This is a genomic window from Rothia sp. 11273D007AR, from assembly GCF_053547255.1.
This window is the reverse complement of sequence record NZ_JBPPWJ010000004.1, coordinates 56,940-71,497: the sequence shown is the minus strand read 5'-3', so window position 1 is coordinate 71,497 and position 14,558 is coordinate 56,940. Positions and strand designations below refer to the sequence as shown.

Sequence of the window (14,558 nt, the reverse complement as noted above, 5' to 3'; positions counted from 1 at the left end):
CAAGGGGACACCTATGTCAAAAACACACACCCCCAACCGTAAACGCCTGCTCTTGAGTGCTTTCGTTATGAATACTGGAAGCCACATCAGAGGTGGTCTCTGGCGACACCCCGAAGCCGAACAGCACCGATTCAACGAACTTGCTCTATGGCAAGATTTAGCCCGCCAGCTCGAAACAGCAAAGTTCGATGCCCTCTTCTTAGCTGACGTTGTAGGCGTCTACGGCGATTACGGCGGAAATAGCGACGCACTGATCCAAAAGGGACTGCAGATACCGTCAAACGATCCGCTCGTTCTAGCGTCTGCGCTTGCCGCTACTACGGAGCACCTGGGTCTTGCTATAACCTCATCCACCATCCAGGCCCACCCCTTCACCTTCGCGCGTCAGCTCTCGACGTTGGATCATCTGAGCGGGGGCCGAGTAGCCTGGAATATCGTTACCAGTGCCCTCGAAAATGCCCACCGTAACTTTGGGGCAGAAACAATCCCTGAACACGATAGCCGCTATGACGAAGCTGAAGAATACCTAGATGTGGTGTATAAGCTGTGGGAAGGGTCTTGGTCGCACAACGCCCTGAAACTAGATAAAGAATCTGGGATTTTTGCTGACCCAACTGGAGTGAGGCCTATCAACCACAGAGGCAAGCGATACTCTGTCGATGGACCTCATCTAGTAGCTCCTAGCCCGCAGCGTACTCCTTTCCTTTTCCAAGCAGGCAGCTCCCCTCGAGGTACTCGCTTCGCTGCCCGCCATGCTGAGGCTACCTTCATTTTTGCCCCTAACCCGGCTCACGCTGCTAAGGTTTCAAGCCGGTTAGAGACGGCAGCTGCTGAAGTAGGACGGAAGCGGGAGGACATCAAACTCTTTGCTGGTCTGTCCTTTACCGTGGGCTCTACTGAGGAAGAAGCTCACCGAATTTATGAGCAGGAGAAAGAATACCTGGATCTTGAGGCAATCATTGCCCACATCGGAGGTAGTTTAGGGGTCGATTTCGGTGGAGTTCCCCTAGACACACCGCTGGGTGAGATCCGTACTGAGGGCTCCGTCGGACTGCTTGAAGCAATTGCCGATTCGGTACCCGGCGGCAACCCTACCCTTGCAGACTTAGCCCGCTATCGGGCTGAATCCCAGCACATCGTAGGTAGTCCGGAACAGATTGCCGACAGGCTTGAAGAGTGGGCAGACGCAGGGGTAGACGGTATCAATATCATCAATTCCCTGCTACCGGGCTCCTACACCGACTTTATTGATCAGGTTCTTCCCATTCTGCGTGAGCGCGGTCTGGCTCAAAGCGATTATGCCCCCGGCCCTCTGCGCCAAAAACTTACCGGCGACCCGTATCTAGCAGAGAACCACTACGGCAAATCCTTCCTCGCTCCAAGCATCTAAACCAACGATTATTTGTACGTCATCACTAGTAACCACACCGTTATACCTACAGGAGACTTCACCATGACAACCACATCTCAAATCTCACTGACCCGCCGCCAGGCTTTACTGGGCTCGGGTCTCGGGCTCGCCACCGCGCTGGGACTCTCAGCTTGCGGAGCCCAGAGCGCCAGCAACTCAACCGATAAAACCATTACTATCGTCGCTACCGAATCAGCGCCCTACCAGGAGCCGGTCAACATTGCGAAAGAAATTCTGGCAGAACAGGGTTGGGAGCTAAAGCCCACTTTCGTGACCGATATAGTGCAGCCCAACCTTGAAGTTGCCCAGGGTAAATACGACGTCAACTACTTCCAGCACGTGGCTTACCTGGAACAGTTCAACGAAGATAAAGGGCTAGATAATATCCCGCTTTTTTACGAATACACCTCACCTGCTGGCCTGTGGAGCGCCCACTACGCTTCGCTCGATGAGCTGCCTGATGGAGCTAAGATTGCCCTACCTGTAGACACCTCGAACAACGGACGAGGACTTAAGCTTTTGGAACAGGCAGGGCTGCTTACTCTGACCGAGGGGAAGTCTGTAATTCATCTATCCCAGCGGGATATCATCGAGAACCCTCGTAACCTGGAATTTGTTGAAGTTGATCAGCAGTCTCTCTCACAGACCTACGAAGATGTTGATGCCGGCTTTCTCTTTGTGCGTTTAGCTGCCGAAATCGGCCTAACACCCGACGATGCCGTTGCCTTTGAAACGACTGAAGATGCCCTGCCCTATATCTGTGTAGTAGCTTCACGCCCTGACTTTGCCGGTACTGAAAAAGCTAAAGTGCTTCAAGAAGCCTTCCACTCTGAGCGGGTTCGCGAATGGTTTGAAAACTATATCGGGGGAGTGCTTGAAACCCCCTGGGACCGTGATATCGAATCAGACATTGCCAGCTGGAAGAACGCCTAATCACTAGGGGAAAGTACGATGACTCTCTCATTTATTTTGCCTCTTGGTGCGCCTGCTCGTCCTGCCCGTCATAAGCACTGGCTAGAAGTAGCAGAGCAGGTTGCTCGCACACTGCGCACCGATGTCCTTGAACGAGACCACGCTGGGCAACCACCGCTGGCAGAGAAGGAATTGCTCCGCCAATCCGGTCTGTTGCCGCTGAATATTCCCGCTCATCTAGGTGGAGAAGGGCTGAGCTGGCATGAATGTTTTGAACTGGTGCAAGTAATTGCTCGAGCCGATAACTCTATTGGTCAGTTACTGGGCTACCACTATATCTTTCAGGTCTTCCCCTATCTTGATCTTCAGGGCGAAGCAGCGGAGCAGCTAGCCCGGGAAACACTGGCCAACCACTGGCTCTTTGCATCCACCGGAACTCCCCAGGGGAAACAGATAGAGGCAGAGCACACTGAGGCCGGCTGGGTGCTTAACGGTACGAAGCCATTTGCTACAGGTAGCTACGTGGCTGACCGTATCTTCTCTCGTGCTATCACAGAAGACGGAACCCGATTAGTTGCTCTCATAGATACCCAGGCGGATGGCGTTATCCGCCACGATGACTGGGATGTTCTCGGTTCTCGCCTGACAGCTACCAACTCTATTGAATATAGGGATTTGCTGATTACCGACGAGCAGATTATTGCCCGTATCCCAGCCACAGACGCTGAACGAGAACCCGCTAAGACCCTTTCTACCCCGGCCTTCCAGCTGCTGTTTTCTACCGTCTACTTAGCGGCAGCTGAGGGAGCTTTATCTGAAGCTCTCACCTATACGCGTGAGACTTCCCGACCCTGGTTCCATTCTGCGGTCGATCGGGCAACAGAGGACCCTTATATTTTGAGTCAGTATGGTGGGTTTGTGGCTCAAGTGCAGGCGCTTTCTGCCGTGATACAGCAGGCCACAGATGCCCTAGACTGGGGATTTGCGCAGGGGCAGCAGCTCACAGAGGAGCAGCGGGCCCACATTGCAGAGCAGATCGTTACAGCTAAAATTACAGCTCACCGTACAGCTCTTGACGTTACTCAGGGGGTCTACGATGTGACGGGTGCCCGGGCTACCAAAAAAACGGTGGGGCTGGACCGTCACTGGCGGGATGTGCGCACCCATACCCTGCATGATCCTGTGGCTTACAAGCAGGCAGAACTTGGCTCCTACGTGCTAAACGGTACCTTGCCAGCTCCTAGCGCCTACCAGTAGGCCTAGCCTCCCTTTTTCCTGCGCGGACGCCGGTGAGCTGCTCACCGGCGTCCGCGCAGCTTAAAAGCGGGGGTGGGTAAAAACCTGAAAATTATCTCAAATCTGCCGGGGCAGCGGGCTCTCGCTAGCTAGGTCACATACACTTAAAAGTAGAGTGCGCTCACACGCGCCGCTCGGTTAAAGCATCACGTGATCTTCTGTATCCCCTCGTACAGATAAGCAGAAGAAACTGATCCACCATACTCAAGGAAGTGGCATGACCAACCTTTCACCCAACGTCACCAACCTGCCCCTGGCTGAGGTAGACCCCGAGGTCGCTGAAGCTATCCAGCACGAGCAGGAACGCCAGCAGAACACCCTCGAAATGATTGCTTCAGAGAACTTCGCTCCCCGCGCTGTGCTTGAAGCTCAGGGTTCTGTTCTGACTAACAAGTACGCCGAAGGTTACCCCGGCCGCCGCTACTACGGCGGCTGTGAATTTGTTGATGTTGTGGAGCAGCTGGCTATCGACCGCGCCAAGGCCCTCTTCGGTGCCGACCACGCCAACGTACAGCCCCACTCCGGCGCCCAGGCCAACAACGCCGTCATGCACGCCCTGCTGACCCCCGGTGACAAGATTATGGGCCTGTCCCTGGCCCACGGCGGTCATCTGACCCACGGTATGAAGCTCAACGTCTCGGGTAAGCTCTACGAGGTTGTTGCCTACGGCGTGGACGAAGAAACCGGCCGCGTGAATATGGACGAGGTCCGCGAACTGGCCCTGGCCGAGAAGCCCAAGGTCATTATCGCCGGCTGGTCAGCCTACACCCGTCAGCTGGACTTCGCAGCCTTCCGCGCTATCGCCGACGAAATCGATGCCTACCTCTGGGTCGATATGGCCCACTTCGCTGGCCTGGTCGCAGCTGGACTGCACCCCAACCCCGTCCCCCACGCCCACGTGGTGTCCTCCACCGTCCACAAGACCCTGGCAGGCCCCCGCTCCGGCTTCATCATGTGTGTTGAGGACCTGAAGAAGAAGATTGACTCGGCTGTCTTCCCCGGCCAGCAGGGCGGCCCCCTCATGCACGCTATCGCCGGTAAGGCTACCGCCTTCAAGATTGCTGCTTCCGACATGTTCAAGGACCGCCAGGCCCGCACCCTCGAAGGCGCCAAGATTCTGGCTGACCGTCTGAACCAGGCCGACATGGCAGAGGCCGGCGTTAAGGTCATCTCCGGTGGCACCGACGTTCACCTGGTCCTGGTTGACCTGCGCGACGCCGAAATCAACGGCCGTGAGGCAGAAGATCTGCTGCACGAAGCCGGTATCACCGTCAACCGTAACGCAGTGCCCAACGACCCCCGTCCGCCCATGGTTACCTCCGGCCTGCGCATCGGCACCCCCGCACTGGCAACCCGCGGCTTCGATGCTGAAGCATTCACCGAGGTCGCCGACATCATCGCCGAAACCCTTAAGCCCGGCGTCGACGTCGCAGCCCAGCGCGAGCGCGTCACCGCCCTGTGCGAGAAGTTCCCCCTCTACTCCGGTATCGAGGAGTGGTAAACATGCCGCAGATTCTTGACGGCACCGCTACCGCCGCCCAGATTAAGAGCGAACTCGCCGAGCGCGTAGCTACCCTGAAAGAAAAGGGCGTTACCCCCGGTCTGGCGACCGTGCTGGTGGGCGATGACCCCGCCTCCCGCTCCTACGTGGGCGGCAAGCACCGCGACTGCGCCGAGGTTGGCATTGCCTCCATCAAGGTGGAGCTGCCCGAGACCATCAGCCAGGAAGAGCTTGAAGCTGAGCTCGAAAAGCTGAACAACGACCCGGCCTGCACCGGCTACATCGTTCAGTTGCCCCTGCCCAAGCACATCGATACCAATCGCGTTCTTGAGAAGATTGCCCCCGAGAAGGACGCCGACGGCCTGCACCCCATGAACCTGGGCCGCCTCGTCCTCAATGTGGGTGAACCCCTGAACTCGCCCCTGCCCTGCACCCCTAACGGTGTGATTGAGCTGGTGGAACGCCACGGTATTTCGTGGAAGGGTAAGAAGGTTGCTGTGCTGGGCCGCGGTATTACCGTAGGTCGCCCCCTGGGTCTGCTGCTGACCCGCAAGGACGTCAACTCCACCGCTACCCTGGTGCACACCGGTACCGAGGACGTCAGTGCAGCCCTGCGCGATGCCGATATCATCGTGGCCGCTGTGGGCGTTGCCCACGCCGTGAAGGCTGACCAGGTCAAGGACGGCGCTATCCTGCTCGATGTTGGTGTCTCCCGTATCGAGGACCCCGAGACCGGCAAGAAGAAGCTGACCGGCGACATCTCACCCGAGGCCGCCGCTAAGGCCAGCTGGTACTCACCCAACCCCGGCGGCGTGGGCCCCATGACCCGCGCTATGCTGCTGGTCAACGTGGTAGAAACCGCAGAACGCCAGGCAGCCTCAGCCTAAGCGTCCACGAGAATCGCCGAGTGCCTACCAAGAGCGTATGCACTCGGCGATTCTCGTATGCACTCACGGAAAAAGAACTATCTCTTGACCTCTATCTCAAAGTCGTAGCGGTCGCCCCGGTAGAGGGTCTGGGTGCTTTCAACGGGCAGGCCGCGCACGGTGTAGCCCACTTTTTCAACGCGTAAGGCGGCTGCCCCGAGGGGAACCCCCAGCCGGGCTGCTTCTGCCTGGGTCAGGTTGGTCGCTACCACCCGCACGGTTGCGGTTTCCACCTGGAAGCCGGACGCCCTCATCTGGGCATCGAGCGAGGCAGACAGCTCGGGCTCCACATGGGAGAAGGCCTCGGGCAGGAAGTGGGCGGTTTCAAGAGCGATAGGGGAGCCGTCCGCCTGCCGTAGCCGCTGAATCTGAATCACCTTGGCACCGGCGTCCAGATACAAATCGCGCTGAACCGCCAGCGGCGCCTCGATGAGGTGGCAGGTGAGGGTGAGGGAGTGGGGGCGGTGGCCGCGCGCGGCCATGTCGTCTGTGAAAGAGCGCAAGGACGGCGCCCGCATCGGGTGCTTGCGCGGGGCAACATAGGTGCCTGACCCCTGCACATGGTAGATAAGGCCGGCGTCAGCTAGTTCCCGTAGGGCCCGGCGGACGGTGTCGCGTGAGACGGAGAAGATATCCTGCAGCTGCCGTTCTGTGGGCAGGGGCATGTTCTCATCGGCCGGGCAGATATAGCGCTCTTCGATAAGCTGGGCGACCTGATGGTACTTCGTTTCACGTGATGAGGGCATCATGTACCCCACTTTACGCTTAAGTTGGGCCTGCGATTCAGCGCGGCCTGGCTTCCTTTGACATAATAGAGGTCATGCAGTCGAACGGTTCAGAAAAAACAGCACAAGAGCAGAACACTAAGGTCGTCCTGATAGGCGCCGGTATTGGCATGGCGATTTTGGTTGCCCTGCTGGCTTGGGCTATCGTCCAGTCAGCCCGCGAAGAGTCGGTGCTGGGTTGGATTCTGGCCGGTATTATCGCAGCCTGGCTGGGTATCGCAGCCTACCTTCTAGTGAACGTCAACCGTACCCTGGTCGCCCAGCGCAAGGCCTACGAGGAGCACGCCGTGAAGCGCGCCGAGTACGAGTCTGATGTACACACCGAGAAGCTCGCCCACTCTTTCCAGATTTGCCTGGTGCAGTCAAAGGTGATTGCTGAGCAGCTTGAGGCCAACGACGAAAACTCCCGCGACATGATTGATCGCGCTATCGACACCATTAACTTCACCGCTAAGAACGGTATGGAACTGGCCCGTGAAGGGGCCTAAACACAGCGAAGGACGCCCCGTGAGCAAGTCACAGCAGACCACCCCCGAAGAAAACATCAAGGCTAAGATTCCCAACGCGGCAACCGGTGCGCCGCGCGCTTTCTCGGGCGCCCAGCCGTCCGCAGATTCCATGCACCTGGGTAACTACATCGGTGCGGTCAATAACTGGGTTGACCTGCAAAAAGACCACGAGTGCCTCTACTTCATTCCCGATATGCACTCGATTACCGTGCCCCAGGATCCCGCGGTTCTGCTGGAGCGCACCCGCAAGACCGCGGCCCAGTACATCGCAGCCGGTATTGACCCCGAGAAAACCCCGCTTTTCGTGCAGTCCCACGTGCCCGAGCACGCCCAGCTGGCCTGGGTGCTCAACTGCATTACCGGCTACGGTGAAGCTGCCCGTATGACCCAGTTCAAGGACAAGGCCGCCAAGCAGGGCACCGACAACGCCTCGGTGGGGCTTTTCACCTACCCCGTCCTTATGGCGGCTGATATCCTCCTCTACCAGGCCGATGTGGTGCCGGTAGGTGAAGACCAGCGCCAGCACCTGGAGCTGACCCGCAACCTGGCCCAGCGCTTCAACTCCCGCTTCGGTGATACCTTTGTGGTGCCTGAGCCGGTCATTCTCAAAGAGACTGCCAAGATTTACGACCTGCAGACTCCCGACTCCAAGATGAGCAAGTCAGCCACCACCGATAAGGGCATTATCTGGCTGCTTGATGACCCCAAGAAGACCGCCAAGAAGATTAAGTCGGCGGTGACTGACGCGGGCACTGATATCTCTTACGACCGCGAGAACAAGCCCGGTGTCTCCAACCTGCTGTCCATCTACTCGGCGGTGACAGGTAAGGCTATCGATGATATCGTCGCCGACTACGAGGGCAAGATGTACGGCCACCTCAAGGTAGACCTAGCCGAGATCGTGGTTGAGGAGCTGACCCCCATTCGGGAACGCGCCCTGGAACTCATGGACGACCCCGCTGAGCTCGACCGCCTGCTGGCCATCGGTGCCGGTAAGGCTCGTGAGATTGCCTCTGTGACCGTGAAGAACGTGTATGACGCGGTAGGCTTCCTGCCCGCCCTCTAAGAGTTAGACAACCTAGCCTGGTGGCTTCTTCACCGACCATAGACCCCGACCGCAGGTACCTCAGCATTGTTGCTGAGGTACCTGCGGCGGTGGCCGAGTACCTGGTCTCTTGGCGGGCGAGCCAGGGGCTGGTGGGCCCCGCTGCTCAAAGCTGCCACATTACGATTCTCATTAGTGAGGACGCCGGCGGTGACCCCCTGGGGGCAATTGAGCAGGCTGTGATGGGGCTAGATCCCGTGCAGGTGAGCCTGGGGGCTGCCACAAGCTTTGAGCCGGTTACCCCGGTGACCTACCTGCCCGTGACTACCGGGGCAGATGGGCTCACCCTGCTTCATGCAGCCTGCCAGCAGGCGGTAGGGGAGTCAGTATCCCCTTTTCCCTACGAGCCGCACCTCACCCTAGCCAACCATGCCCCGGCCCCTGCCCTGGCGGCGTCCTTGCGCGATTTTGCGACCCTACCACCCGCTCTTGCCCATTTCACCGTGAACCGGCTGACGGTCTACCGATTCAGCGCAGGCAGCTGGCAGCAGCTGGGAACAGTAAATCTATAGCAAAAGGCCCTGCTTCTTCGCACCATGAGCGAAGAGGCAGGGCCTTTTGAGTGAGCTGTTTTTAGTGGTCAGAGTCCACTTCGGTGGTGGTGACCAGTTCAGCGGTGCGGGAGATACCGTTGATTTCGTTGGGTACCTCGGGCAGGTCGATGCTGGCAAATACCTCGGCGGTGCCGTCCGCAATCTTCGCCAGGGAAACAACGTGTAGCTTCTTGGTGGCAGGGTCGGTGACGTAGGCGGTTTCGCCGTCAACCCAGATGGCGGGGCGGGGGTCCTGCCAGATTTCTGATTCGGTCCAGGAATCCATGATGTCCACGGAACCCAGCTCGGTGCCGTCCTCAGCCCAGAAGCGCAACTTACCGTCGGTGGTCAGCAGCAGGTGGGAGCCTTCGGGGCCGCGGGCCAGCGACCGGAAGGTGTAGGAGACGCCTTCGGGCAGGGTGATCTTAGTGCGTTCCTTGGTGATGGTGTTGATCAGGGCGAACTGTTCGGGGCGTTCGAGCTCGGCGTCCTGGTCGGTTTTGTAGTCGGCAAGCACGATAGCTGAATCAGCTGAGCCGGCCTGGTTGCCGGAACGGGAGTAGGGGTCTTCGGGGTTGGTGACCTTGGTGAAAGTGCCGTCTGCGTAGATGAGGGCGCCGTCCTGGCAGCCGACGGTGAAGGTATCGTTAGCGGCAATGGCTTCGCCGTGAATACCGGGGCAGTCGAGGTTTTCGGTGACAACCGAGCCGTCTGCATTGATGATGGCTGCGCCGGTGCGGGCGTCCTCGGTGCCTACCGATACCAGGTACTGGTTGTTCTCGAGGGGGATGGCCAGGCCGTGGTGGGCGTCGGGCAGGGTGATGGTTTCGGTGCTGACGCTGGTGGCGGTGTACTGGTCAGCACCGGTTAGGTCGGCGGGGGAGTAGACCTCGATGGTGCCGGTGTTGTCGGCGAACATGGCTGAGCGGCCGTAGTCGGTGATGACGTGGCCGGTGCCGTCCGCTGCGAAGGACAGGGAGGTGAGGGTGGGGGTGGTGGTGTAGTAGTGGTCGTGGTCGCCGTGGGCTTGGGTCCAGGCGCCCATGTCGAGCATGGTGTAGGAGGAGCCGTCTGCTACGACCAGGTGGCGGTTGTCGCCTGCGGGCTGCAGGCGCAGGAAGCCTTCTTTTTCAATGGTTTCGATGACTTCGAAGGTTTTGCCGTCCACAATCATGATTCCGCCGTCGTAGGTCAGGGCGATGCGGGCTGAGGGGGTGGAGGCTTCGGTGATGGCTGCACGTTCTGCGGTTGCGGTTGTGGTGGCGCTGGCCTGGTCGCTGCTTGAGGTGGCGGAGGGGGCGGACGCTGCCCCGCAGCCTGCAAGGGCAAGGGCGAGGGTGGCGCTGATGAGGGTGAAAAGGGGGCGAGAGGTGTTGTGCATGCCCACCAGTCTAAACTAAATGAGAATCATTTGCATAACGTGAGTGTCAAAAAGGCCCGCACCGGGAAAACGGTGCGGGCCTTTGTGTAACTCTGATGGGCTAGAGCAGGTTGTCCTGGCCCAGTTCTTTCAGGGTGTTCACGGTGTTTTTCACGCTCTGGGCGTCGTCGCGCACGGTGACAAGCAGGGCATCTGCGGTGTCAACGATAACAACATCTTCGATACCGATGACCGAAATCTTACGGCCGGTGTTGTTGACGACGATACCGGTGGATTCTTCGCTGATGACGCTGGACTTGTCGCCCAGTACGAAGAGGTCGTCACCGCTCTTTTCGATGTTGAGGCGGGCTACGGCGTCAAAGTCGCCTACGTCGTCCCAGCTGAAACGACCGGGAACCATGGCTACGTCACCGGCTGCTGCGGCAGGCTCAGCTACTGCATAGTCGATGGCGGTCTTGGGTAGGGTCTCCCAGAGACGGTTCATGCAGGCTTCACGTGCGGGGGTATCCCAGGCGCGGGCGATTTCCATGATGCCGGCGTAGAGTTCCGGCTCGTTGGCTTCGAGGTACTGCAGCATGAGGGCTGCAGGGGCCACGAACATGCCGGCGTTCCAGGTGTAGTCGCCGCTGGCTACGTACTCGGTTGCGGTGGCCTCATTGGGCTTTTCGACAAACTGTTCAACAGCAAGGACGCTGGGGGCGTCTTCCAGCCCCAGGTTCTGGGTGGCCTTGATGTAGCCGAAGGCGGTGGAAGGTTCGGTGGGTTCGATGCCGATGGTGACGATCTTGCCGGAGGCCGCGGCGTGTACGGCCTCGCGTACTACGGCCTGGAATTCTTCGACCGGGCTGATGATGTGGTCAGCGGCGAAGGAGCCAATGATGGCCTCGGGGTCGCGCTCGTGCAGAATAGCGCAGGCAAGGCCAATGGCTGCTGCGGAGTCGCGAGGTGAGGGTTCGAGTACCAGATCGGACCCGCGCAGCTCTGAGAGCTGCTGGGTGACGGCATTGGCGTGGGCCTGGCCGGTGACGACAAGGACGCCATCAGCTGCGAGGTCAACCAAGCGATCGTAGGTAGCACGGAGGAGGGAAGAACCTGTCCCGGTCAGGTCAAGCAGAAATTTAGGTTCTACGGCGCGAGAGAGGGGCCATAGGCGGGACCCTACGCCGCCGGCCGGAATGAGGGGGTAGAACCGTTCAAGTGGTGTTCTCATTGTTTCTACAGTGTACCCAGAATTGAAGTCATAATGATGAAATCTTTTCCTTAAACTGTACGGCGCCGGTCACTTTTGACGGAAAACCTCACGGCGGCTTCCGCATGATAACGCCGATAGCTGGCTTAAGGGCATTAAAACCTTGCCTATTTCCCGGAAATACGGGGGTAAGAGATGGTGACACGGTGTAAGTAAGCAGCCCTAAAACCTGCTAATCTTGCTGTTGAGTAGAACACACAATACGTATGTTGCGTGGGTGCACAGATAGGCTCAACCTATCGGTGTGTCGTCTCGCATCACACAGGAGGTTATTCAGTGCCGAATACATCCAAGGGCACGCTGTACCGCGGCCGTGAAGGTATGTGGTCGTGGGTTGCCCACCGCATTACCGGTATCGCCATTTTCTTCTTCTTGCTGGTTCACGTGCTTGATACCGCCGTTGTCCGCGTCTCTCCCGAGGCCTACAACGCCGTCATGCACATCTACAAGAACCCCATCATGGGTCTGGGCGAAGCTGTTCTGGTAGCAGCTATTGTCTACCACGCTTTTAACGGTATCCGCATTATCCTGGTGGACTTCTGGAAGAACGGTGCCAAGAACCAGAAGGCTATGCTCTGGGGCGTCCTGGTGCTTTGGGCCGTCGTCATGGTTCCCTTCCTCGTCCGTCACTTCATGCTCGTCTTTGGGGGTCACTAAGACATGGCAACTCCTCTGAAAACCAAGATTTCGGTTCCCCGCAGCCGCGACAACACCGTATCGGGTGTCAAATACAACCGAGCCTCGTCCAAGCGCAACAACTTCGAGATGTTCGCCTGGCTTTACATGCGTGTCTCCGGTGTTCTGCTGGTCATTCTGATTTTCGGTCACCTCTTCGTCAACCTCATGATGGGCGAAGGCGTACACCGCATCGACTTCGGTTTTGTCGGCGGTAAGCTGGCTAACCCCTTCTGGCAGGTCTGGGACCTTCTGCTCCTGTGGCTGGCTATGCTGCACGGCGCTAACGGCATCCGCGTCATCATCGACGATTACGCAGAGAAGGACGGCGTGCGCTTCGCCCTGAAGGTAGCCCTCTTCCTTGCCACCGCTTTCGTGATTCTTCTGGGCACCCTGGTCATCTTCACCTTTGACCCCTGCCCCGCCGGTGCAGCCGCAGACCTTCTGCCGTCCTTCTGCACCGCCCCGTAAGCTATTGGCGCTCTAGATTTTAGAAAGAAGCATTCACACAATGCAGGTACATAAGTACGACGTCGTTATCATCGGCGCAGGCGGCGCAGGTATGCGAGCCGCTATCGAAGCTGGCCAGCGCGTCCGCACCGCTGTGCTCACCAAGCTCTACCCCACCCGCTCCCACACCGGTGCTGCCCAGGGCGGCATGTGTGCGGCTCTGGCTAACGTTGAAGAGGACAACTGGGAGTGGCATACCTTTGACACCATCAAGGGCGGCGACTACCTGGTAGACCAGGACTCAGCTGAGGTCATGGCTAAGGAAGCCATCGATGCCGTTCTCGATCTTGAGAAGATGGGTCTTCCCTTTAACCGCACTCCCGAGGGCCGTATTGACCAGCGCCGTTTCGGCGGCCACACCCGCGACCACGGTAAGGCTCCTGTACGCCGCGCCTGCTACGCAGCAGACCGCACCGGCCACATGATTCTGCAGACCCTCTACCAGAACTGCGTCAAGCACAACGTAGAGTTCTACAACGAGTACTACGTGCTCGACCTGGTTATGGTTGAGGACGAGGACGGCGTCCGCCGCCCCGCAGGCGTTGTCTCCTACGATTTGGCTACCGGCGACGTCCACGTCTTCCAGGCCAAGAGTGTTATCTTCGCCTCCGGCGGCTGTGGCAAGATCTTCAAGACCACCTCCAACGCCCACACCCTGACCGGTGACGGCATGGCAATTGCCCTGCGCAACGGTATTCCGCTGGAAGACATGGAGTTCGTGCAGTTCCACCCCACCGGCCTTGCAGGCCTGGGCATCCTGGTTTCTGAGGCTGCCCGCGGTGAAGGCGGTATCCTGCGTAACTCCGACGGTGAACGCTTCATGGAACGTTACGCCCCCACCATTAAAGACCTGGCCCCCCGCGATATCGTGGCCCGCTCCATGGCGAACGAGGTTCGTGAAGGCCGAGGCTGTGGCCCCAACAAGGACTACGTCCTTCTGGACCTCACCCACCTCGAACCCTCCCACATCGACGAGAAGCTCCCCGACATCACCGAGTTCGCTCGCACCTACCTGGGCGTTGAACCCTACACCGAGCCCGTCCCGGTTTTCCCCACCGCCCACTACGCCATGGGCGGCATCCCCACCAACATCAAGGCAGAGGTACACTCCAACTCCGAGGACATCATCCCCGGCCTCTACGCTGCCGGTGAGGTTGCCTGCGTATCGGTGCACGGCTCCAACCGCCTGGGCACCAACTCCCTGCTCGACATCAACGTCTTCGGTAAGCGCGCCGGTATCTACGCGGCAGAATACGCAGCCTCAGCTGACTTCCTGCCCGTCCCCGACGATGCAGCAGACGCCACCCTGGAACTGCTCAACCAGATCCGCAACGGCGAAGGCACCGAAAAGGTAGGCCAGCTGCGCAAGGAACTGCAGGACGTCATGGATGCCGACATGCAGGTCTTCCGCACTGAGGCAACCATCCACAACGCTGTCAACAAGATTGTTGAACTCGAAGAGCGTTACAAGAACATCCAGATTCAGGACAAGGGCAAGCGATTCAACCTCGACCTGCTTGAAGCTGTTGAGTTGGGCTTCCTGCTGGAACTGGCCAAGGTTATGTCTGTGGCTGCCCTGCACCGCAAGGAATCCCGCGGCGGCCACTTCCGCGAAGACTACCCCGACCGCGATGACGCCAACTTCATGAAGCACTCAATGGTCTACCTCGATGAGAACGCCGAGATGGAAGGCATCAAGGGCCTGCGCTTCGACACCAAGCCCGTGACCTTCACCCGCTACGAACCGATGGAGCGTAAGTACTAA

14 protein-coding genes are annotated in these 14,558 nt (G+C 58.8%); 11 read left to right on the top strand and 3 right to left on the bottom strand.

Annotated elements, in window-relative coordinates:
- The first annotated feature begins 13 nt into the window (after window positions 1-13).
- The 5 genes from ACED88_RS03235 to ACED88_RS03215 all read left to right on the top strand — a co-directional run bounded on the left by ACED88_RS03235 (window position 14) and on the right by ACED88_RS03215 (window position 6,007).
- Window positions 14-1,390, top strand: coding sequence for an LLM class flavin-dependent oxidoreductase (locus tag ACED88_RS03235; protein WP_449108681.1), 1,377 nt, complete (start codon window positions 14-16; stop codon window positions 1,388-1,390).
- A 63-nt stretch (window positions 1,391-1,453) separates the two neighbouring features.
- The gene (locus ACED88_RS03230) at window positions 1,454-2,344 is read left to right on the top strand and encodes a MetQ/NlpA family ABC transporter substrate-binding protein (RefSeq protein WP_449108064.1); all 891 of its coding nucleotides are present in this window, start codon (window positions 1,454-1,456) and stop codon (window positions 2,342-2,344) included.
- A gap of 18 nt (window positions 2,345-2,362) precedes the next feature.
- Entirely contained in the window at window positions 2,363-3,580 is a 1,218-nt protein-coding gene (locus tag ACED88_RS03225) for an acyl-CoA dehydrogenase family protein (protein WP_449108680.1), read from the top strand.
- A 256-nt stretch (window positions 3,581-3,836) separates the two neighbouring features.
- Window positions 3,837-5,120 carry a serine hydroxymethyltransferase gene (glyA, locus tag ACED88_RS03220; protein ID WP_449108679.1) on the top strand — a complete coding sequence of 428 codons (1,284 nt, stop codon included), beginning with the start codon at window positions 3,837-3,839 and terminating at the stop codon, window positions 5,118-5,120.
- A 2-nt stretch (window positions 5,121-5,122) separates the two neighbouring features.
- Entirely contained in the window at window positions 5,123-6,007 is an 885-nt protein-coding gene (locus ACED88_RS03215; protein ID WP_237196985.1) for a bifunctional methylenetetrahydrofolate dehydrogenase/methenyltetrahydrofolate cyclohydrolase, read from the top strand.
- A 77-nt stretch (window positions 6,008-6,084) separates the two neighbouring features.
- Here ACED88_RS03215 and ACED88_RS03210 read toward each other — a convergent pair whose 3' ends face one another.
- Window positions 6,085-6,795 (bottom strand): GntR family transcriptional regulator, encoded by a 711-nt coding sequence (locus ACED88_RS03210; RefSeq protein WP_237196983.1) that lies wholly within the window; start codon window positions 6,793-6,795, stop codon window positions 6,085-6,087.
- Window positions 6,796-6,866: 71 nt separating this feature from the next.
- Between ACED88_RS03210 and ACED88_RS03205 the strand changes: the two genes are divergently transcribed.
- Genes ACED88_RS03205 through ACED88_RS03195 form a run of 3 tightly spaced genes read left to right on the top strand, consistent with a single transcriptional unit; the run spans window position 6,867 to window position 8,957 of the window.
- Window positions 6,867-7,319, top strand: coding sequence for a hypothetical protein (locus tag ACED88_RS03205; protein WP_449108678.1), 453 nt, complete (start codon window positions 6,867-6,869; stop codon window positions 7,317-7,319).
- A gap of 19 nt (window positions 7,320-7,338) precedes the next feature.
- On the top strand, window positions 7,339-8,406 hold the full coding sequence (trpS, locus tag ACED88_RS03200; RefSeq protein ID WP_423817327.1) for a tryptophan--tRNA ligase: 1,068 nt from the start codon (window positions 7,339-7,341) through the stop codon (window positions 8,404-8,406).
- A gap of 20 nt (window positions 8,407-8,426) precedes the next feature.
- The gene (locus ACED88_RS03195; protein WP_449108677.1) at window positions 8,427-8,957 is read left to right on the top strand and encodes a 2'-5' RNA ligase family protein; all 531 of its coding nucleotides are present in this window, start codon (window positions 8,427-8,429) and stop codon (window positions 8,955-8,957) included.
- A 61-nt stretch (window positions 8,958-9,018) separates the two neighbouring features.
- Here the strand turns inward: ACED88_RS03195 and ACED88_RS03190 are convergent, their stop codons facing one another.
- Together ACED88_RS03190 and ACED88_RS03185 are read right to left on the bottom strand one after the other, a co-directional pair.
- Complete coding sequence (locus ACED88_RS03190) at window positions 9,019-10,359, bottom strand: hypothetical protein (protein ID WP_449108676.1); 1,341 nt, start codon at window positions 10,357-10,359, stop codon at window positions 9,019-9,021.
- Between the two features lie 100 nt (window positions 10,360-10,459).
- Window positions 10,460-11,569, bottom strand: a complete 1,110-nt coding sequence (locus ACED88_RS03185; RefSeq protein ID WP_449108675.1) for a mannose-1-phosphate guanylyltransferase — start codon at window positions 11,567-11,569, stop codon at window positions 10,460-10,462.
- A gap of 315 nt (window positions 11,570-11,884) precedes the next feature.
- Here ACED88_RS03185 and sdhC point away from each other — a divergent pair, with 315 nt between their 5' ends.
- From sdhC to sdhA, 3 genes are read left to right on the top strand one after another with little or no spacing between them, the layout of a single operon-like run.
- On the top strand, window positions 11,885-12,265 hold the full coding sequence (gene sdhC, locus ACED88_RS03180) for a succinate dehydrogenase, cytochrome b556 subunit (protein ID WP_237196975.1): 381 nt from the start codon (window positions 11,885-11,887) through the stop codon (window positions 12,263-12,265).
- A gap of 3 nt (window positions 12,266-12,268) precedes the next feature.
- A complete protein-coding gene (locus ACED88_RS03175; RefSeq protein ID WP_237196973.1) occupies window positions 12,269-12,754 on the top strand; it encodes a succinate dehydrogenase hydrophobic membrane anchor subunit in 486 nt (161 codons plus the stop codon).
- Window positions 12,755-12,794: 40 nt separating this feature from the next.
- Window positions 12,795-14,558 carry a succinate dehydrogenase flavoprotein subunit gene (gene sdhA, locus ACED88_RS03170; RefSeq protein ID WP_135011169.1) on the top strand — a complete coding sequence of 588 codons (1,764 nt, stop codon included), beginning with the start codon at window positions 12,795-12,797 and terminating at the stop codon, window positions 14,556-14,558.

Coding starts and splice junctions, on each gene's coding strand:
- ACED88_RS03230 (WP_449108064.1), top strand. CDS start 1,454: ATGACAACCACATCTCAAATCTCACTGACCCGCCGCCAGGCTTTACTG.
- ACED88_RS03225 (WP_449108680.1), top strand. CDS start 2,363: ATGACTCTCTCATTTATTTTGCCTCTTGGTGCGCCTGCTCGTCCTGCC.
- glyA (WP_449108679.1), top strand. CDS start 3,837: ATGACCAACCTTTCACCCAACGTCACCAACCTGCCCCTGGCTGAGGTA.
- sdhA (WP_135011169.1), top strand. CDS start 12,795: ATGCAGGTACATAAGTACGACGTCGTTATCATCGGCGCAGGCGGCGCA.
- ACED88_RS03185 (WP_449108675.1), bottom strand. CDS start 11,569: ATGAGAACACCACTTGAACGGTTCTACCCCCTCATTCCGGCCGGCGGC.
- ACED88_RS03235 (WP_449108681.1), top strand. CDS start 14: ATGTCAAAAACACACACCCCCAACCGTAAACGCCTGCTCTTGAGTGCT.
- ACED88_RS03175 (WP_237196973.1), top strand. CDS start 12,269: ATGGCAACTCCTCTGAAAACCAAGATTTCGGTTCCCCGCAGCCGCGAC.
- ACED88_RS03215 (WP_237196985.1), top strand. CDS start 5,123: ATGCCGCAGATTCTTGACGGCACCGCTACCGCCGCCCAGATTAAGAGC.
- ACED88_RS03210 (WP_237196983.1), bottom strand. CDS start 6,795: ATGATGCCCTCATCACGTGAAACGAAGTACCATCAGGTCGCCCAGCTT.
- ACED88_RS03205 (WP_449108678.1), top strand. CDS start 6,867: ATGCAGTCGAACGGTTCAGAAAAAACAGCACAAGAGCAGAACACTAAG.
- ACED88_RS03190 (WP_449108676.1), bottom strand. CDS start 10,359: ATGCACAACACCTCTCGCCCCCTTTTCACCCTCATCAGCGCCACCCTC.